At 57.7% G+C, this 19,419-nt stretch carries 13 protein-coding genes; 3 read left to right on the forward strand and 10 right to left on the reverse strand.

From position 1 onward, the window contains the following. The first annotated feature begins 125 nt into the window (after positions 1–125). Positions 126–2,693, forward strand: a complete 2,568-nt coding sequence (gene gyrB, locus HF327_RS01090; protein ID WP_099739559.1) for a DNA topoisomerase (ATP-hydrolyzing) subunit B — start codon at positions 126–128, stop codon at positions 2,691–2,693. Between the two features lie 352 nt (positions 2,694–3,045). Here the strand turns inward: gyrB and HF327_RS22395 are convergent, their stop codons facing one another. The 8 genes from HF327_RS22395 to HF327_RS01130 form a co-directional block, all read right to left on the reverse strand. Then, the gene (locus HF327_RS22395) at positions 3,046–3,288 is read right to left on the reverse strand and encodes a transcriptional repressor (protein WP_407927015.1); all 243 of its coding nucleotides are present in this window, start codon (positions 3,286–3,288) and stop codon (positions 3,046–3,048) included. A gap of 14 nt (positions 3,289–3,302) precedes the next feature. Then, entirely contained in the window at positions 3,303–4,691 is a 1,389-nt protein-coding gene (locus HF327_RS01100) for an efflux transporter outer membrane subunit (protein ID WP_169106480.1), read from the reverse strand. Positions 4,692–4,693: 2 nt separating this feature from the next. Continuing rightward, positions 4,694–6,652, reverse strand: a complete 1,959-nt coding sequence (locus HF327_RS01105; protein ID WP_328701749.1) for an ABC transporter permease — start codon at positions 6,650–6,652, stop codon at positions 4,694–4,696. Positions 6,653–6,657: 5 nt separating this feature from the next. Further along, positions 6,658–7,839 carry an efflux RND transporter periplasmic adaptor subunit gene (locus HF327_RS01110; RefSeq protein ID WP_169106482.1) on the reverse strand — a complete coding sequence of 394 codons (1,182 nt, stop codon included), beginning with the start codon at positions 7,837–7,839 and terminating at the stop codon, positions 6,658–6,660. Between the two features lie 109 nt (positions 7,840–7,948). Next, on the reverse strand, positions 7,949–8,290 hold the full coding sequence (locus HF327_RS01115; protein ID WP_169106483.1) for a DUF3325 domain-containing protein: 342 nt from the start codon (positions 8,288–8,290) through the stop codon (positions 7,949–7,951). Further along, positions 8,287–9,999 (reverse strand): PepSY-associated TM helix domain-containing protein, encoded by a 1,713-nt coding sequence (locus HF327_RS01120; RefSeq protein WP_169106484.1) that lies wholly within the window; start codon positions 9,997–9,999, stop codon positions 8,287–8,289. Before HF327_RS01120 ends, HF327_RS01115 begins: the two co-directional genes overlap by 4 nt. A 306-nt stretch (positions 10,000–10,305) precedes the next feature. After that, positions 10,306–12,465, reverse strand: a complete 2,160-nt coding sequence (locus HF327_RS01125; protein WP_236023996.1) for a TonB-dependent siderophore receptor — start codon at positions 12,463–12,465, stop codon at positions 10,306–10,308. 389 nt (positions 12,466–12,854) lie between these two features. Continuing rightward, a complete protein-coding gene (locus tag HF327_RS01130; protein ID WP_169106487.1) occupies positions 12,855–13,688 on the reverse strand; it encodes an AraC family transcriptional regulator in 834 nt (277 codons plus the stop codon). A 270-nt stretch (positions 13,689–13,958) separates the two neighbouring features. On the opposite strand from HF327_RS01130, the gene HF327_RS01135 reads away from it, so the two are divergent. Beyond that, positions 13,959–15,626, forward strand: a complete 1,668-nt coding sequence (locus tag HF327_RS01135; protein WP_169106488.1) for a 2-isopropylmalate synthase — start codon at positions 13,959–13,961, stop codon at positions 15,624–15,626. Between the two features lie 1,171 nt (positions 15,627–16,797). Continuing rightward, complete coding sequence (locus tag HF327_RS01140; protein WP_169106489.1) at positions 16,798–17,205, forward strand: YkgJ family cysteine cluster protein; 408 nt, start codon at positions 16,798–16,800, stop codon at positions 17,203–17,205. A gap of 16 nt (positions 17,206–17,221) precedes the next feature. Here HF327_RS01140 and HF327_RS01145 read toward each other — a convergent pair whose 3' ends face one another. Together HF327_RS01145 and HF327_RS01150 are read right to left on the reverse strand one after the other, a co-directional pair. Further along, positions 17,222–18,619: a sensor histidine kinase gene (locus HF327_RS01145; RefSeq protein WP_169106490.1), complete on the reverse strand. Its 1,398-nt coding sequence runs from the start codon at positions 18,617–18,619 to the stop codon at positions 17,222–17,224. Further along, positions 18,619–19,323 carry a response regulator transcription factor gene (locus HF327_RS01150; protein ID WP_169106672.1) on the reverse strand — a complete coding sequence of 235 codons (705 nt, stop codon included), beginning with the start codon at positions 19,321–19,323 and terminating at the stop codon, positions 18,619–18,621. The genes HF327_RS01145 and HF327_RS01150 overlap by 1 nt, the downstream gene beginning before the upstream one ends. Between the last annotated feature and the right edge of the window lie 96 nt (positions 19,324–19,419).

Below are 19,419 nucleotides of genomic sequence, written 5' to 3' on the forward strand. Positions count from 1 at the left end.
TTCCATTGCCTGAAAAACATGAGCAGCTACCGCTGCTCAAATATGGTTTTCAGGCAAGTATTCATTTGAAAGTTATGCAAGTCAGGCGCCAGCAGCTTCTGACTTTGTAGCAGCAAGGTAATTTCATGACCGAAGACAACAAGCCAGATACCCAGACCGCCGCAGATGCAGGCGGCTATGGCGAAGGCTCAATCCAGATCCTGGAAGGCCTGGAAGCCGTGCGCAAGCGCCCCGGCATGTACATCGGTGACACCTCGGACGGCACCGGTCTGCACCACCTGGTCTTTGAGGTCGTGGACAACTCCATCGACGAAGCCCTGGCTGGCTACTGCGACGACATTCTGGTCACCATCCACGCCGATGGTTCGCTTTCCGTCATCGACAACGGCCGTGGCATTCCCACCCGCGTGAAGATGGACGACAAGCATGAGCCCAAGCGCTCTGCCGCTGAAATTGCGCTGACCGAGCTGCACGCGGGCGGCAAGTTCAATCAGAACAGCTACAAGGTCTCGGGCGGCCTGCACGGCGTGGGCGTGTCCTGCGTGAATGCACTGTCCATCTGGCTCAAGCTCACCGTGAGCCGCGACGGCGTGCGCCACGAAATCGACTTCTCTCGTGGTTTTGTGCAAAACCGCCTGATTGAAGTCGTGGACGGCGTGGAAGTCTCGCCCATGCGCGAAGTGGGCGCGTCCGACAAGCGCGGCACCAAGGTGCACTTCCTGCCCGACCAGGAAATTTTTAAAGAGAACTTCGAGTTCCGCTACGAAATTCTGGCCAAGCGCCTGCGCGAACTTTCCTTCCTGAACAACGGCGTGCGCATTCGCCTCAAGGACGAGCGCGACGGCAAGGAAGACGACTTCTCCGGTGCCGGTGGCGTGCAAGGCTTTGTGGAATTCATCAACGGCACCAAGAAGGTGCTGCACCCCACAACCTTCCATGCCGAAGGCACACGCCCCGCAGAGACATACGGCGGCATTCCTGGCACCGAAATCGGTGTGGAAGTCGCCATGCAGTGGAACGACAGCTATGCCGAGCAAGTGCTGTGCTTCACCAACAACATTCCCCAACGTGATGGCGGCACCCACCTGACCGGCCTGCGCGCCGCCATGACCCGCGTCATCGGCAAGTACATCGCCGATAACGAACTGGCCAAGAAGGCCAAAGTCGAAGTCACCGGCGACGACATGCGCGAAGGCCTGTGCTGCGTGCTCAGCGTGAAGGTGCCCGAGCCCAAGTTCTCCAGCCAGACCAAGGACAAGCTGGTCAGCTCCGAAGTGCGTGCACCCGTGGAAGACATCGTCGGCAAGCTGCTGGCTGAATTCCTCGAAGAAAAGCCCAACGACGCCAAGATTCTCTGCAACAAGATTGTGGATGCGGCCCGCGCTCGTGAAGCCGCCCGCAAGGCCCGTGAAATGACACGCCGCAAGGGCGTGCTCGATGGCATGGGCCTGCCCGGCAAACTGGCCGATTGCCAGGAAAAAGACCCATCGCTGTGCGAAATCTACATCGTCGAGGGAGACTCCGCCGGCGGCTCTGCCAAGCAAGGCCGTGACCGCAAGTTCCAGGCCATCCTGCCCCTGCGCGGCAAGATCCTGAACGTGGAAAAAGCCCGCTACGAAAAGCTGCTGTCCAGCAACGAAATCATCACCCTGATTACGGCTCTGGGCACTGGCATCGGCAAGGTCAGCGAAGACTCGGGCAAGAGCAGCAGCGACGACTACAACGTCGACAAGCTGCGCTACCACCGCATCATCATCATGACCGACGCGGACGTTGACGGTGCCCACATCCGTACCCTGCTGCTGACCTTCTTCTATCGCCAGATGCCCGACCTGGTCGAGCGCGGCCACATCTACATTGCCCAGCCACCGCTGTACAAAGTCAAGAACGGCAAGGAAGAGCTGTATTTGAAGGACGGCCCGGCCCTCAACAAATACCTGCTCAAAATTGCGCTGAACAACGCCAGCGTGACGACAGGTGGAGCCAATACCCGGACCATCGAAGGTGAAGAGCTGGCCAAGCTGGCCGACATGCATCTGGCCGCTGAAACCGTGATTGAGCGACTGTCCAACTTCATGGATGCCGAAGCCCTGCGCGCCATTGCCGATGGCGTGCAAATCAAGCTCGACACCATCGAGGAAGCCCAGATCTGCGCCCCCATTCTGGAAACCAAGCTGCGCGAACTCACCACCACCGGCGTGCCCGCCGATGTGACGGCCGAGATCGACCCCAACAGCGAGCACCCCATTCTGCGCATCAGCCGCCACCACCACGGCAATATCAAGAGCTCCATCCTCACGCAGGAATTTGTGCGCAGCAATGACTACGCCGCCCTGTCAGCCGAGGCTCAGCACTTCAACGGCCTGCTCAACGAAGGCGCCAAGGTGCACCGCGGCGAAGGTGAAAAAGCCAAGATGGAAAAGGTGGGCGACTTCCGCCAGGCCATGACCTGGCTGATTGCCGAAGCCGAGCGCACCACCGGCCGCCAGCGCTACAAGGGTCTGGGTGAAATGAACCCCGCCCAGTTGTGGGAAACCACCATGGACCCCAACGTCCGCAGCCTGCTGCAAGTCAAGATCGGCGACGCTATCGAAGCCGACCGTGTCTTCACCATGCTCATGGGCGACGAAGTGGAACCCCGCCGTAATTTCATCGAAGACAACGCCTTGCGCGCAGGCAATATCGACGTCTAAAGGTAGGCCCCATAAGCTGAGATTTTGAGAAGCATCCATTGAGACATTGATCAAAAGATACTTTTTGAGAGCTCGGCTCTATGAAGTCCACATGCATAAAAAAGGCCACCAAACGGTGGCCTTTTTTATTGTCTCTTCTCATGGTTGGGACGTACTTTGTATCTCATCAAAAGCACTACCGCTCATGTAATTGAAGCGCGGGAAAAATCAGGCCTTGGCCTCATTTCTGTGAGTACAGCATTCCATACCTGAATCGGCTTTGCAGCGATTTCCATCACTTCAATTTCTCGCATTGCAATCTGACTGGATGCGACTCTTTGCCTGAGACAACGACGAGCCCTTGCTTATTCGCTCAACTCGAAATCAGATAACCAGACTCGCGTCCTTTGATACCGTTGTGAAAGACAACACCCAACTTGCTTAGCTGAGTCACAACCTGCATGACGGTTCCGACACTGACAGGAGTCCCCCGAAGGTATAGCTGACGATAGATCTCATCTCTGCTGAGAGCATGGGGAGCAGCGCTCAGCAGGACTTGCAGCACGCCAATTCTGGCCACGGTGGGACGCAGTCCTGATGCCCTCAAGCGCTGCATCACGCTTACATTCTTCAACCCTCAGGTCCTTGCGGCGCTTGTCTCCAGCCTCCTCCCAGGGCTCTGTAAAGTGCGATGCTCGCCTGGAGGCGCTCCTGGCGTATCTGAACGGCCAGGTCTCGACTCTGATAGGCCACACGCTGCACATCCAGCAGGGTCTGCAGATTGTCCGCACCGGCCTTGTATCGACTTTCCGCCAGCGAAAGAGCCTTCTGTGCCTGAGCCACTTCCTGCGCCTGAACCACCGCCTGCTTTTCGCTGCCATCAACCGCATTCAATGCAACTTGAACGTCATTGAAGGCCTGCAAAATGGCTTTGCGGTAGCCGACCACCAGTTCCTGCTTTTGCGCTGCAGCCAGGCTCCGGTTCGAAGCCAGCCGCCCGGCATCGAAAATCGGAGCCAGAATCCCTGCAGCCAGAGAAGACAAAGGATTCTCCAGCAGATTGCGGAGCTTTTCGCTCTCGGAACCCAAGCCTGCGGTCAGCGTCACGCGCGGCAGCATGGCTGCTCTGGCTACGGCAAGATTGGCATTGGCTGCGAGCAGTTGAGCCTCCGCTTTCGCCACGTCCGGCCTGTGTGTCATCAGGTCCGCTGGCGTACCCTCGCGAATGCTTGGAATCGCCAGATTCGACAAGCTGGTCTCACTCACCAGATCCATAGTCCATTGGCCCGACAGTAGGGCCAACACCGCATGTGCATCCGCTAGCTGTTTGCGCAGCAACGCCACAACACGCTGCTGTGCGGCAACCTGACCGCGCTGCTGAGCGAGTTCCACGGGGGTTGCGGCACCATAACGGGCTCGGGACTCCACCAGCTTCAACAGCCGCTCGGAAACTTCAAAGTTGAGCTGTGCAATCGCGACGCGCTCACGCAGGCCCACACACTGGAGCCAGGCCTGGGCGACCGAGGCGGTGACCGTCAGGCGCACGGTCTCCTGGTCAAACACGCTGGCCTGCCTGCTGGACTCCGCGGCGTCCTTCAAAGCACGCTGACGCCCCCAGAAATCCAGCTCGTAGCTGCTCGACAGACCCACCCGCCAAGTGCTGACATTTCTTTCCGTCTGACTGTCCAGTGCGGCAGATCTTGTGCCCCCGAAATCTGCATTCACTTCCGGCACCAGGCCTGCACGTGCATAAGCGGCTCGGGCATCCGCCTGCTGCACTCTCGCTACGGCAGCCGCCACATCCAGACTTTGAGCTCTGGCCTGTTCAACCAGCGCACTAAGCTCCGGACTGCCAAAACTGTGCCACCAGCGGGTGCTGACTTCCTCGCGCGCTGTACCTTGCTCCTGGTCCCAGGCATGCGGGATATCGAGAGACATTCTCCGGGCCTCGTCACTGGATTGCGTTGTCGCGCATCCAGCCAGGGCAAGAGCCGCCAGAGCTGCGTTCCATTTGTACATGCCTACTCTCCCGCCAATGCGCGCACGGGCTCCAGGCGCGCTGCCGTTCTGGCCGGCATGAAGCCAAAAACCAGACCGGTAAGCACCGCACAGGCAAATGCCCCCAGCATGGCTTTCACCGAAAAAATCACGGGAACGCCCGAGACAAGAAGCGCCATTCCTATGCCCAGCCCTGCAAGCAGGCCGACACCCCCACCCACAATGGTCACCATACTGGCTTCCGTCAGGAACTGACGCAGGATGTCACGTTGCCGAGCCCCCACCGCCATGCGAATGCCGATCTCCCTGGTCCGCTCGCGCACCGTCATCAGCATCACGTTCATGACTCCGATGCCGCCGACCACCAGTGAAACTGCCGCAATCAGCCCCAGCATCACGGCCATGCTCTGGCGCGTTGCGGCTTCGGCCTGAATACGAGCGGCTGCATTGCCGATGCCGAAGTCTTCCCGCCCCCCATGCCGCGCGAGCAGGAGGCTGCGGATTGATTGCTCGGCTTCATGGACCAGCTCAGAGGAGCTGGCCTCCACAACCACATAGTCGGGCTGTGTCTGCGCTTGATAGACTCTTGCGCGCCCCGACTGATAGGGAATGAAGACCATGTCGTCATAGTCCTGGGCGCCAGAGTCAGCTCCACGCTCGCTCATGACACCGATGACTTCGAACGCCGAGTTACCGATGATCAGCTGCAGACCCAAGGGGTTGGCCACCTCCGGAAAAAAATGCTGGTACGCCTTGTGACCGATCACCACCAGCGGAGCCAGATCGCGATCCTCCACATCGCTGAAGTAACGGCCTTGGGCCACACTCCAGTGGTGAACCAGCGGCATTTCCTGGCTGGCTGCAAACACATAGAGCTGTTTGTCGGCCTTGCCATAGCGCACCGTGACAGGGTCTCCGATGACAGGCATCACTCTGCGTATCGCTGGCAACTCCCGCATGGCGGCCAGATCGTCTTCGGTGATCTGGCCCGCAGGTCCACCGCTGGCCGGTGGTTTGCTCCCCATGTACAGAATGGCCGTTCCCATGGTGCCCATCTGCTCAACCACTTTGCGCCGTGCGCCTTCACCAATGGCCAGCATGACGATCACCGAAGCCACACCGATCACGATGCCCAGCAAAGTCAGGCTGGTGCGTACCCGGTTCATGCGCATACCACGCCAGGCACTGCGTGCAGCTTCGGAAATTTCAGCCACCCACGAAATTGCCGACGTTACGGTGTTGCGCTTCGAGGTCAACGGCGGAACCTCGCCACGGGCGTGATTGCCATCAGGAGCACTGTCGTTGACGATACGTCCGTCGCTGATTTCGATGACACGTCTTGCCTGGGCGGCAACTTCGCGATCATGCGTAATCACAATGATGGTGTGCCCCGCATCGGCCAGCTCGCGCAGCAAGGCCATCACCTCGGCGCCGCTATGCGAGTCAAGAGCCCCTGTCGGTTCATCGGCCAGGATGATGTGGCCACCATTCATCAACGCTCGCGCAATGGACACACGCTGCTGCTGCCCGCCCGAAAGCTGATTGGGTCGATTGCTCAGGCGTGATCCCAGCCCCAGACGCTCAAGTAGGAGCTGAGCTCTGTGCACCCGCTGCTCCTTGGGCAGGCCTGCGTAAATCGCCGGCATCTGCACATTCTCCGAAGCGCTTTCGCTGGAAATCAGGTGGTAGCCCTGAAACACGAAACCGAAGGCTTCACGACGCAACCAGGCCAAGGCATCCGAGTCCAGCGTGGACACGTCCTGCCCTTGAAATTGATAGCAACCTTCGCTTGCCTTATCAAGGCAACCCAGGATATTCATCAAAGTGGATTTACCCGAACCTGAGCTGCCGACTACGGCCACATACTCGCCGGCGCGAATATCCAGATCGATGCCGTGCAACACAGTCACAGACGGCTGATCACCCACTCCGCCATAGTGCTTGCGAATGCCACGCAGCGAAATCAGCGCAACCGGCTCCATCGCACTCACCATTGCAGCCACCGCAGACCGCCAGGGATCATGGTTTCACCGACGATGACACGCTCACCCTCGGCCACACCATCGAGCACCTGAACCTCATGGCGGCTTCGCACCCCCAGCTTCACGCTTCGCAGCTCTGGTTGCTGTTTGGATGTCAGCACCCGAACACTCTGCGACTGCTGGCCCTTCTGAGACTGCAGCGCGGTCAATGGAACCGTCAAGGCCTGCTGTGCACTACCGGTCACAAAGACCACCTGGGCCGTCATCTGCGGCAGCAACTCCGCATCCTTGTTATCCACGTCAAACAATGCCGTATAGGTCACAGCCTTGGTGGCTGCCGCGGGTGTCGCCGAATTGCCTGCAGCGGGTGCAACGCTGGCCGGAGGCGCAGGCAGTACCTGCCTGACCTTGCCGTTCCAGCGCCGGGCCTGTTCCTGACCCGCACTCCCCAGGGTGGTGAAGTAGACCGGCATGTCCGCAGTCACGCGTCTCACATCGGCTTCCGATACATCGGTCCAGACCGTCATGGCTGCCAGATCGGCAATACGCAAAATATTGGGTGTCTGGTAGGTGGCATTCAAGGTCTGCCCTTCACGCGCCTCCACAGAGACCACCGTGCCGGACATCGGCGCATAGATGCGGGTATAGCCCAGACGGGCTTCGTCCGCTTTGAGGCTGGCCTGCGTTTGCTGCATCTGCGCCTTGAGATGGTCAATGCGCGCCGCCGCCCCTGCCACCTGGGCCTCGGCAATCTGCACGTCCTCCTGCCTTGTGGCTTCTTCGGCTGCCATCTGCTGCTGTCGCTGCAATTGCTGGCGGGCCAGTTTCAGCTGCGCCTGCTGCTCTGCAATCTGGGCTCGCAAGCTTGCCAACGATGCTCTTCCCGCATCCACGGTGGCGCGCTGGACACTGGGATCAATCTCCACCAGCAATGCACCCTTTTCGACTCTGGCTCCCGGGCTCACCAACAAGCGGGTAATCTGCCCTGAAACCTGTGCTCCTACATCCACATAAGTTAGGGGCTGCAAAGTGCCAATGGCCGTGACGGTGGATTCCACATCACCGCGCTGCACCGAAGCACTTTGGTACTCAATCCGTGACCGACTTCCCCACCACAGGGCAACGCCTGCAGCACAGACCAGCAGCAGCCCGAGGCCGCCCCAGCGTTTGAGTTTTCCCACCGTCATGAACATCGCACTTTCCAGAAAACAATTCGCAGTCGCTGCTGAAACGCATGCGCAGGGCATGGGTTGGAGCGATTGAAGATCCAAAGCCAAACAGGCGCAGAGGTGGCCGTCACCAGAGGCAACTGACTGCGCCCAGCAGCGCCATCACGGCAGCAACCACCGCAAAATTCCGAGCCGACCAGGAGAGCCCTGCGACTGTCGCGAGCGCTCCCAGACTCCAGAAACCCAGCACGAGCGCAGTACTAACCGTTGCACTCCAACTGCGAATGGCCGGTAGCCAGACGGCCAATAAAAGCAGCCCGCCCAGCACACGCAGCGCCATGCGATGTGCTGCAGGTACCTCGTCCAGTGGTTTCAATTGCGCGTAATGACGGTCCATGGCAAAGGCCAGCGCCGTCATTCCTCCCAGTGAAAGAGCCAGAGCCTGCAAAGATGATTGCCACAACGTCATGAGAGGCTCCCTTGCTTTGCGGCATCTGCGTCCACCACCGCAGACAAGTCTTTCGACACTTCACGAGGCATTTTTTTTCGCACAGCCTTCGGCCTGCGCATCCAGGCCAAGGCAGCCACAGCCGCCACCCCGACCACAATGGCAAAAAGCTCGACTCCTGCGCTTTCCCAGTCCCCCTCGAGAAGGTATGCAACAAGGTGATCTCCAGTGGTCAGGAAGTTCAGCACAGGCAGCAGAAGACACAGCACAGCCAAGGCCGTCATCTGGTCACGCCATGCTATGGGCGGCGACCTCAATAACGCATGCAGAAGTGCCAGAATCCAGAGCGCAAAAAATGCCACCAGCTCCCATCTGGAGCGTTGTGAAAGCTCGATGGGGAGCAAACGATTAGCCCACAGGAAGCCCACGCAAGCGATGCCCAGCCCCACAATGGCGGCCACATTCACAGCCTCAATCATCCGGTAGACCGTCGAGGTGCTGGCACCAAACTCCCCCTGGTGCTTGCTGCGCCGCTTGACCATGAAGAGGATCGCCCCGGTCGCCATCATGGCGCTGCCAGCCAGGCCACAAACGAAGTAAACCCACTTCAGCGGAAAACCGCCATAAGTGGCCATATGCAGCCCACCTATCACCGATTGCGTGAGTGAAGCCGCACCGCCACTCACATCTCCGGGCAGGCGCAACTGCTGCAGCTCTCCGGTGGCAGCCGAGAACATGGCCATGCCACTGGTGGAACTGAGGCGCTTGTTCAGATCGTCGGCGGCATTCCATCCATAAACGCCAACGCGTGCAGCCGCATCTCCAGGGTAATCAATCACCACCGCACGCACCGGTTGTCCGATCAGCTCTTGCCCGCGCAGCACCAAGGGTTCCAGATCCGGCACTGGCATGGGCTGCCCCGAGCGCTGTGGCTTGCCCGGTTCATTCAGCGCCACTTGAAACGACTTGAGGGCTTCGGCACTGCTGCCATAGTAGGCGGCAATACCTGCAGGCATGAAGGTCGAGCAAGATATGGCGATGCCTGTGTAGGCGATCATGAACTGGAAAGGCAGAGTCAGCACCGCCACGGCGTTGTGCATGTCCAGCCAGCTTCTCTGCCCTTTGCTGGAGCGAAAGGTGAAGAAGTCCTTGAAGATCCGTCTATGGGTGATCACTCCGCTGACCAGCGCTACAAACATGGCAAGCGCGGCGATGCCGACAATCCAGAGACCGACCTGACCCGCATGAAGCTGGTAATGGAAATCCACAAAATGATGGCCACCCTCGGTCTGACGCACCTTCGGAGCATCAGCGGCGTCCACGGCATTGCCAGACTTCGGATCGAGTTGCACCGCAGCGTACTGCCCATTGGCATCAAACCAGTAGACGCGTAAATCTCCTCCCCCTTGGACATCTGCAGGCCAAAGCTCCCACATCCCCGCACCCGGGTGCTGCCGCTTCATATAGGCCATGCCCCACTGCAGCCGCTGGCTCAGAGAAGACTCCACTTCTTGCGCCGAGCCTGCGGACAGCGCCTCGGCTTGCTCATGTGCATGATGCTCCGGGGTCATCCAATGGGTGATCGGTTCCTCGAATACGGCCAGAGTCCCCGTCAGGAAAACGGCATACAGAAGCCAGGAGAACCACAAGCCACACCAGGTATGCAGCCAAGCCTGCGCCTGACGAAAACTGCCTTTGCCGGCCCCAAATTCATTCTTTGACTGCGCCATCACAGCCCCTTCAGGTACAACAAGGCGACGGCGCCCGCGAGCATTACCAATATCAGAATGCTCAGCACGATCCATATCCGTCGCGGTGAGGCCGGCGAGAATGCCCAAATCACGGCTGCGACATACCACAGCCAACTGGACTGCATGGCTCCCACAACCGCCTCAACACGCGCTTGACTCATGGCGCCACACAGGACGACCCAGGCGCTTGAGATGGCATAGCCCCCCAGCACCGCTGCAGCTACGCGCCCCCCCCACTCCCCAGGCAGAATGCGATGCATCAGTTTGCGACATTGCTACGCCTCTTCAAAAACGGCCCTTGAGGGACAAAGTCACCGAGCGCTTTTCACCGTAGAAGTTGCCATAGCCCGCATAGCCAACCGTGCTGTAGTAGGTTTTGTCAAACAAATTGCCCACATTCATGGCAACGCTCCAATCCTTGTTGAAGGCATAAGCCACGCGAGCCGACCAAACGGCATAGCCCGGAGATGTGAAGTTGTAGGGCGTCCAGGCTCCGTCATAGCGACCTGTCGATGGGTTGTAAGCGCTAATCCCTGAAGCCCGGTAATTTGAGCTTTGCGCCACAACGCCACCACCAACGCTCCAGCCACGCAAGGCACCACTCATGCGGTAGTCCGCCCAGGCCTTGAGCAGATGACGGGGAGTCACCGTGCTGAACTGAGCGCTGTCTTTACGTCGATCTTCGTTGCTGTTGTAGGTATAGCCCACCGCCAGCTGCAGGTTGGGAGTGATTCGACCCGTCATCTCCAGGTCAATACCTTGGCTCAACTTGAAACCATCGCGGAAGTAGCAGCAGCCACCACGCCAGTCAGTCTGGGGATAGGCTGGGTCATACACTGCTTCGCCTTTTTTATCGGTACGAAACAAGGCTGCACTGGCAATCAAATTGGGAGTCAACTCACTCTTGATGCCCAGCTCGTAGGTGCGTCCACGAACCGGATCCAGCGGTGTTCCTGGCAAGGGAGCCGAAAACTTTCCTGCTTGAGACTGATAAATTTCCGCCGTGCTGAAGTACAGATTGGTCGACTTGGTCAGCTCATGCACCAAACCCATATAGGGCACAAAAACATTGGACTCGCGACTGTTCGCGGTGAGCGCTCCGTTCATGTCATGCTGTGTATTGCGATCCTGAAGCACATAGCGCCCGCCAAGCACAACAGCCCAGCGCTCTACTGGGCGCAAACGTACAGATCCATAGAAGCCGCTTTTTTGCGTTTTGGTATGTGATCCGCTGGTCCAGTCACCGAGCGGATAGCCAGGGTCCGCCGGTGGAACGCGATTAAAGACGTCAGCAGGACCCACTCGCGGCCACAGGCTTCGATAGGAATTGCTGGCTCGATGCTGATCGAAGCCCAGAATGACATCGTGCCGCTGGCCAAACGCATCAAAGCCACCTTGCAAGTTGATATCGAAGCTGGTTTCACGCTCGCGGGACTTGGCCTGATGGATCCACCAATCGGCGCCCTCCAGCGTGATGGGGTCTGGCGAACTTTCAATCTCCGCACCATTCACCCCCTCATTGAAGCGGGTGTGTCTCAGCTGGGTCTTGAGCAGCCAGTCGTTGCTGAGCTGGTGCTCCAGCTTGGCAAAGACAGTGGTGTTTTCGCGATTAATCCAGTTCCAAGGGGCACCAAAGTTGGTATTGCGCGGAAAGCCAATATCGGTGCCGTCGGCATACCGAGGAAGACTCGCATTGAAGCCCGTGTTTCTATCTTTTTGATAGCTAGCACCAAGCGTCGCGACTGTGCTGGAGGTCAAATCGAGCTCCATCGCGCCATACAGCATCTGCCGTTTGAGCTTGGATGGTTCAGCCATTTCCTTGCGGTCATGGTTCACGGCAACAAACCGACCACGCAGGGTTCCGCTTGCGTTCAATGACCCCGTGGTGTCGATCTCGGCGCGATAGTTGCTCATCGTTCCACCGGAAAGCATCACTTGCGTCTGACGTTTGGCCTGTGGTCTTTTGTAGGTGAAGTTCAGAACCCCACCCGCTTCACCCGCACCAAACAGACCATCAGCCCCGCGCAGCACACTGACGCTATCGAATTGCGCCATGTCCAGGCTGCGACTCCCAGAACGGCTTGAGCTGGCCGCTCCGCCATCAAATCGGAAATTGGTGATGCTCATGCCACGGGAAAGATAGGTCGTATCCAGCCAGCTCTCTTCGCGAGTGACCCCGGTGGTGTAGTTCATCACATCATCCAGCGTACGCATGGCCTGATCGTCCATGCGCTGACGAGTCACCACTGTCACTGACTGCGGAACCTCTTTCAAAGACTGGGCTGTCTTGCCTACTTCAACCCCACCGGCCACATAGGAGTCACTGGACTCCCCGTAAACATTGGGGATTGCCTTCTCCTGAACCGTCACTTCCGAAAGTGTGGGCGCGACATCCTGCTGCGCATGAGCAATGCAAGGCAGCAGACAGACCATACTGACTGCCAAGGATGTAGCGTGGAGACGAAATGGCAAAGCCCCACCTGCGGGGCAACAAGAGCGTTCTAGCATGAGCGTTTCAATGAAAAACGAGGTTTTCTCTTCGGGCTAGGAATCATCAACAGCCGAAGAACCAATAACGCTGTGGCTAGAACGGCGACGCCGTATGGGGGCTACCAGCAAATATAAATGCGAATAATTCTTTATTCGATTTCCGGGTATTGTAAATCTTGCGTAAAAAAATTCAACTGCTTTGTAAATTGGACAAGACCCACCGCAGCTTGCATGCGCCGGTGCTGGCGGTTGCCCAAGGACGGGTTTTAGGTGAACAGTCGACAGTGGCAGTCAACTGCAGTGGAAGGTCCGCTATCACGGCTCACGAACAGGCATAGACCCACTTAGCGGATATAGCCTTCTTCAACTTCTCTGGTGCCTGCAGCCGATGCCAGGAACTCAGATGGAGGGCAGCCAAAGGTCTTCTTGAATGCCACCGAGTAAGCGCTATGGCTTTCATAGCCGCTTTCCAAAGCGACAGAGGTGATTGGCATTCCCTGCAGCAGCATCTCGATGGATTTCAGCAAGCGCATTTTTTGGCGCCACTTGCCAAAGTTCATGCCTGTACTTTTCAGAAAGCGGCGATGCAACGTCTTGGAGGTGATCGCATGGTCTTGCGCGACCACTTCAGCGTTGCTGACCTGCGCAGGGTCACGCATCAGGCTTTCACAAATCTTGCCCATCAACCCATCGTTAGGCCAAGGCAGGTGAAACGGCAAATCCGCCACCGTTGTCAACTCTTCAATCAGCAATTGACCTAAAAGGACATCGCGCGCTTGAAACGGTGGCTGATGAGGCACCTTTACCAAGGCGGTGATGAGTTCACGCATCAAGGGCGATACATGCACCACGCAATCATTTCGCGCCAGTTGAGCGGTATAGCACTCAGCAACAAAGATGCCGTGTGCCGTGACCGCCGTCACGGCTGTGAGCTGATGTTGCACTGACGGGCACAGCCAGACCGCCGTCGTCGGTGGCACTAGCCACTGTCCCGTTGAGGCCTTCACCAGCAGGACCCCGGTCGATGCATAAATCAAATGCCCGCGCGAATGGCTGTGTGGTGGAACGACATGGGCGGCAGGGTAGCGTTCCACCACGCCCGTCACCGGCAAGTCTGATATTTGTGCGTGGCGTAGATCGAGTGCGTGGCCGCCACGTTCCGGCGAAGCAAATCCCATGGAATGAATGTCCAAATTGATCAAGAAAATGGGAATTTATTGATAGATCCCTCTTGGGTGGCAGTCTAAAGTCCTGGCATTGCTTCCCACAAGTCTTTTCCCGTGAACCTCTCGCACACGCTATCGCTATGCCTGCTAGCCCTGACATCTGGTCGGGGTCCGTACGCATGCGCTTGCGAATGGTCCCACGCTGGTTTCCCCAGACCCCGACCTTAGCCAGCTCCTTGGAGCAGGGAAGCCAGCAGCCCCATTCCCGATATTGAGGTCTCCATGCTGGCTCACCCTTCCCAAAAATACCGTGCATTTCCCGTGGTCGATTTGCCTGATCGCCAATGGCCTTCGCGCACCCTGACACAAGCACCCGCCTGGCTGTCCACCGACTTGCGTGACGGCAATCAGGCATTGTTCGAACCCATGAACCGCGAGCGCAAGTTGCGTTTGTTCCAGGAGCTGGTGCGCATTGGTTTCAAGGAAATTGAAGTGGGCTTTCCGTCCGCCTCGCAAACCGATTTTGAGATCGTGCACCATCTGATAGACGCGCACTTGATCCCCGATGATGTGACGCCCATGGTGATCACTCAGTTGCGCGAGGACCTGATCACCACCACCGTGCAAAGCGTCGCCGGAGCCCGGCGGGTGATCGTGCATCTGTATAACGCGATTGCGCCTGCGTTCCGTGAGGTCGTCTTTGGCATGTCAGTGCCCCAGATCATCGCGTTGGTAGAGCACCATATCCAGTTACTTAAACGTCTGACGCAAGGCCATCCAGAGACCGAATGGGTGCTGCAGTACTCGCCGGAGACATTCTGTATGGCGGAGCTGGAGGTGTCTCTGCAAGTGTGCAACGCCGCCATCGCTGCCTGGGATGCAGGCCCCAAGCGGCCCATGATCATCAACCTGCCCACCACGGTGGAGGTTTCTACCCCCAATGTCTTTGCTGACCAGATCGAATGGATGGATCGCCGTTTGGCGAGGCGTGAACATATTGTCCTGTCTGTCCATCCCCACAACGACCGTGGCACAGGCATCGCCTGCGCTGAGCAAGCACTGCTCGCGGGTGCTCAACGTGTAGAAGGCTGCTTGTTCGGCAATGGGGAGCGCAGCGGCAACCTGGATGTGGTGACGCTGGCCTTGAACCTCTACACCCAAGGAGTCGATCCAGCCCTGGATTTTTCAGACATCGCAGCCGTTGCACGCATCGCGGAGGAGTGCACGGCTTTGCCGATTCACCCACGCCACCCCTATGTCGGAGATCTGGTGTTTACCGCATTCTCCGGCTCACACCAGGATGCGATTGCCAAAGGTTTCGCCGCGCAAAAACCGGATGCATTGTGGCGTGTGCCGTATCTGCCGGTGGACCCCAAAGATCTGGGACGCACCTACGACAGCATTGTCCGCGTCAATAGCCAGTCGGGCAAAGGCGGGATCTCCTACCTGCTCCAGCGGGACTACGGAATCGTGATGCCCAGGCGCATGCAAGTCGAATTCAGTGCCATTGTTCAAGCCATGGCAGATGGCAGCGAAACGGAGTTGTCGAGCCAACAGATCTGGGATCTGTTTGAAGCCACTTATTTACACCCGGACAAGACGGTGAACAACGCCCGATATGTCGGATATCGCTTGTTTGATGATGCGCAGGGGCAAGGCATTGAACTGCAATGGATGGGGTCCGAAGGGCAGTTGCAGACCCGCGTTGGCACAGGCAATGGCCCGATTGCTGCGACAGTCGCCGCACTGAATCTGCCATTGCGTATCGATAGCTATGAGGAGCGAAGCTTGGGCTCGGGAGCAGATGCCTGTGCGCTGGCGATCGTGGAAGCCGCGTGTCCGGGGCTTCCGGGTTCCAAGTTTGGTGTGGGTAAGGATGCCAACATCGTGACGGCCTCGGTGCTGGCTGTTTTGAATGTCGCCATGAGATTCAATCACTCCACAAATTAAAGTGGTTCTAGCTACCCTGTTTGGGCTCTCCTGAGCGGGTAGCCACCTAACGACTGCTTTTAGCGGGCAGAACCAATTCGTACTCGCCGCCAATAGCTGCCTTTGAGCAGTTGGCTGATGCAAGTCTAATGAGCGCGGCCGGCCAGGAGCTGCCGGTAGTTGCGAGTCAAAGCGGTCGCTCAATGGAAAAGGTAAGCAGCCCGCCATACGCCGATTGGTTTGAGCGGCGGACTAGAGCCAAGGTACGTAGGCTGGAAAGTAGAAGATTGCTAGAAATGAAAAATAGATAACTGACAAGCCAAGCCAGATGAGGTTTCTAAAGCCCGAACGCGACGCCAAAATTCCGACAAAGCCCAATGCAGCCGCAATGAACAACCAACCACTCACGACTGCGCTCAACCCATAAGATGTGGAAACACCAAGCTTCCCCCCGGTTGTGAGTTGATGCTCAGTGATGCCAATCCAACCAACGCTGGCACAGATTGCAGCCATGACACCACAGGCTAGAACAATAGATATCGGAGGTCTCATCGATTTCAAATGTAATTTAGACCAATCCAAGCCTCAGGCCATGCAGCCTAAATTAGCATGAAAAGAACGCGAAAAGGGCTTGCAGCACAGCTGAGACGGCTTAGAACTTTGAGCTGAATGGCGGCTCAGGGCCGACATAAACTCGTCGCGGCGCGCAAAAACGATCCTTATGGCCTGTTGCGGTGAACCGCGCAATCGAGCGGCCAATTCCAAAAGGAAAGTGGCCATTCAGGAGAGACGGAGGTCAAAGGCTGGTGTTGGCGATTTCTGCCGCTCGGGCAACTGAAGCCTGAATGACTCAGATCAGCCGTCTAAAGCGGTCTATAGAAGACGGGTCGATTCACCGGCACCAAGCTGACCAAACTTGAGTCGTCTTTAAAGCCCAGTTTTTTGAATTTTTCTTGATCGCCCACGTCATGGGCGATGCAACTTGGGTGCGAAGCATAAGCAGAGGGGAAACTTTGGGGTACGGGAGGATCTCAACTTACGCCCCCTCTCATACCCTCTCGCTCATCCAGAAAAATCGTAAACCTTTGATTTTTAATAATATAAAATCTTATTCTTTGTAATCCGCTACAGGAATACCATGCGATCAAGCGCCAAACTGCTGTTGGGCGCTTTTTTGTTGCTGAGAGAAATCATGAAATCCTCCATCCGAATCGTCGATGTAGATCGACTCGAAACCTGGAGCCAGTACAAGGCGGGCATGTGCGACAGCTGTGCCGCCAACTGCTGCACCATGCCGCTGGAAGTGCGCCTGCCTGATCTGGTGCGCCTTGAGCTGGTGGACCCGTTTGAGGTCGAGAACATTGAGCCCAAACTGATTGCCAAGCGCCTGATGAAAATGCGCTTGATTGACCACTTCAACCCTAAGCACGAGATCTTCACCATGGCTCGCCGGGCGGGTGGGGACTGCAATTTTCTGGACAAAAAAACACGCCGTTGCACGGTTTATGACAAGCGCCCGGAAACCTGCAGATTGCACCCCAAAAAAGGCCCCAAACCCGGGTTCTGTGCTTATGGCAACAAGGCTCTTTCGCAGATTTAATCAACGCTATAGATGCTCATACATCCATCACCGCAGGCAGCCAGATACGCGCCATCATGCCCGGATGGCTGTTGTGAAAACTGAGCTTGCCACCATGCAGCTGAACGATGGCCAGCACGCTTGCAAGACCAAGACCATAGCCCTGCCTATCTGATTCGGCGCGGTAAAAACGCGTGGTCATGTGCTCCAGGGTCTGAGGGTCGGCACCGGGCCCGCGGTCCTGCACGGTGATCTCTACGCCCCAGGCACCGTCGCTGCCGCTATCCTGGGCCGGTCCTGCTCGCAACAGCACATCAGCACCATGAATATCTCCGGCTGACGCTCCGTATTTAATAGCGTTATCGACGAGATTGGAAACTGCGCTGGCGATCAAGTCTCCATCACCAAGGGCCTGTACACCAGCCTGTACATCCAGTCTCAGTGCACCACCTGCGTCTTCCACCAGCGGTTCATAAAAGTCCACCACATCGACCAGCAAGGCCTGCAAATCCACAGGGGCAAAGCGCTTGCGGCTGGCACCGCTTTCGACCTCTGCGATCTGCAAAAGTTTTTCAAAAACCACACCCAGTTCGGCCACTTCTTCGGCGACAAGCGCCAGCGTAGCGGACTGCATTTCAGGGCTGGCCTGCTGTGCATTGCGAAGGCGCAGAAGAATGCGTGTGAGCGGTGTTCTGAGATTGTGCGCAATGCTGTTTGAGACATGGCGTATACCTTCCATCAGCTGCTCCAGGCGATCGAGCATGGCGTTGATATCGCGGTTAAGCAACGTAAATTCATCGCCGCGCTGATCAACCGGAATGCGTTGACGTAAATCACCAGCCGCCACGCGCGACATGGTGCTGCGAATGGCGGCAGCGCGCTCATCCACCACGCGCCTGAAGACGATGGCACCAATCAGGGCCATAACGCAAGCGGCAATGGCGGCCAGCAAACTGGCCTGGCCAAACAGCTCTTCCATATCGCGCTGTAGCTGCATGTCGCTGCCAGCGGCCAGCAAGTTTCCATTGGGCATTTCGGCCACGGCAACACGCCCGACGACCAGCCTCCCACCGCGCTTGACAGTCAGCTCGCGCACACCCATGGTCGTAAGTTTTCGGTGTGGAAAAACCTCGGCATTGCTGACGATGGGTTCACCATCGCGGTCCATGAGAATGAGGATTTCCGTGTCGGTGTTCACGCCATCACGGATGGTCTGCAGAATCTCGTTTTCAAGCGCTCCGGGGCCGTATTTCGCGGAGTGCTCCATCAATCTGCGCACATGGTTTTCGGCCTGCTTGTCGAGCCGTACGCGCACCACGCCCACGGTCTGCACATAGAAAACAGAAAGCACGATGACCATGGTCAGCACCATGAGCCCGCCATAGCTGAGAGCCAGCCTGAAGGCCAGCGAACTCCAGGGTCTGGAGCCTCGCATCAAATCACCTCAGGCAGGTCTTGTGGATGATCCGAGAGGCTGTAACCCACGCCGCGCACGGTGTGGATCAGCGGTGTTGGAAAACCTTTATCCACCTTGGCACGCAGGCGGCTGATGTGAACATCGATCACATTGGTTTGCGGGTCAAAACGGTAGTCCCAGACCGATTCCAGCAACATGGTGCGCGTGACAATCTGGTGCGCGTGCTGCATGAGAAATGCCAGCAAACGAAATTCACGCGGTTGCAGCGAAAGCGGCTGCCCTGCACGTTCAGCGCTGCGCGAGATGAGGTTGACGCGCAGGTCAGCCAGATACATCTCGCGTGTAGGGGCGGGGATCTGTGCACGGCGCACCAGCGCTTCAAGCCGGGCCGACAGCTCGGAGAAGGCAAAGGGCTTAGTCAGATAGTCATCGCAGCCGGCACGCAGGCCGCGCACTCTCTCATCTGTAGCAGACAGCGCGCTCAGGACAAGCACTGGCGTCTGTTTTCCCATGGAGCGCAGCGTCTGCAAAATCTGCAGTCCGTCAAAGCCATTGGGCAGCATGCGGTCGAGGATGATGACGTCCCAGTTCTCGCCCACCGCCTGTGCAATACCTTGCACGCCATCACCGCAGACGTTGACATGTGCACCTTGCTGGCGCAGCCCTTCAGCGATGTAACGCGCGTTGAGCGCATCGTCTTCGATGATGAGGTAGCGGTACATGCGATATCGGTCTGCCGTTGGGGGATGAACACTATAAGCCGTGGACTCTCCCTCTGCATTGGATAAAACATCAGACAGCGCAGCAGCCGCAGGAGG

The sequence above is a fragment of the Comamonas suwonensis genome (assembly GCF_012844455.2).
GTDB lineage: Bacteria > Pseudomonadota > Gammaproteobacteria > Burkholderiales > Burkholderiaceae_C > Comamonas > Comamonas suwonensis.

Bases quoted from the DNA above. Each gene is read 5' to 3' on its own strand.
- HF327_RS01130 (WP_169106487.1), bottom strand. From the start codon at position 13,688: ATGGGATTTGCTTCGCCGGAACGTGGCGGCCACGCACTCGATCTACGC.
- HF327_RS22395 (WP_407927015.1), bottom strand. From the start codon at position 3,288: ATGCAGCGCTTGAGGGCATCAGGACTGCGTCCCACCGTGGCCAGAATT.
- gyrB (WP_099739559.1), top strand. From the start codon at position 126: ATGACCGAAGACAACAAGCCAGATACCCAGACCGCCGCAGATGCAGGC.
- HF327_RS01120 (WP_169106484.1), bottom strand. From the start codon at position 9,999: ATGGCGCAGTCAAAGAATGAATTTGGGGCCGGCAAAGGCAGTTTTCGT.
- HF327_RS01115 (WP_169106483.1), bottom strand. From the start codon at position 8,290: ATGACGTTGTGGCAATCATCTTTGCAGGCTCTGGCTCTTTCACTGGGA.
- HF327_RS01150 (WP_169106672.1), bottom strand. From the start codon at position 19,323: ATGTACCGCTACCTCATCATCGAAGACGATGCGCTCAACGCGCGTTAC.
- HF327_RS01110 (WP_169106482.1), bottom strand. From the start codon at position 7,839: ATGACGGTGGGAAAACTCAAACGCTGGGGCGGCCTCGGGCTGCTGCTG.
- HF327_RS01105 (WP_328701749.1), bottom strand. From the start codon at position 6,652: ATGGAGCCGGTTGCGCTGATTTCGCTGCGTGGCATTCGCAAGCACTAT.
- HF327_RS01135 (WP_169106488.1), top strand. From the start codon at position 13,959: ATGCTGGCTCACCCTTCCCAAAAATACCGTGCATTTCCCGTGGTCGAT.
- HF327_RS01140 (WP_169106489.1), top strand. From the start codon at position 16,798: ATGAAATCCTCCATCCGAATCGTCGATGTAGATCGACTCGAAACCTGG.
- HF327_RS01100 (WP_169106480.1), bottom strand. From the start codon at position 4,691: ATGTACAAATGGAACGCAGCTCTGGCGGCTCTTGCCCTGGCTGGATGC.
- HF327_RS01145 (WP_169106490.1), bottom strand. From the start codon at position 18,619: ATGCGAGGCTCCAGACCCTGGAGTTCGCTGGCCTTCAGGCTGGCTCTC.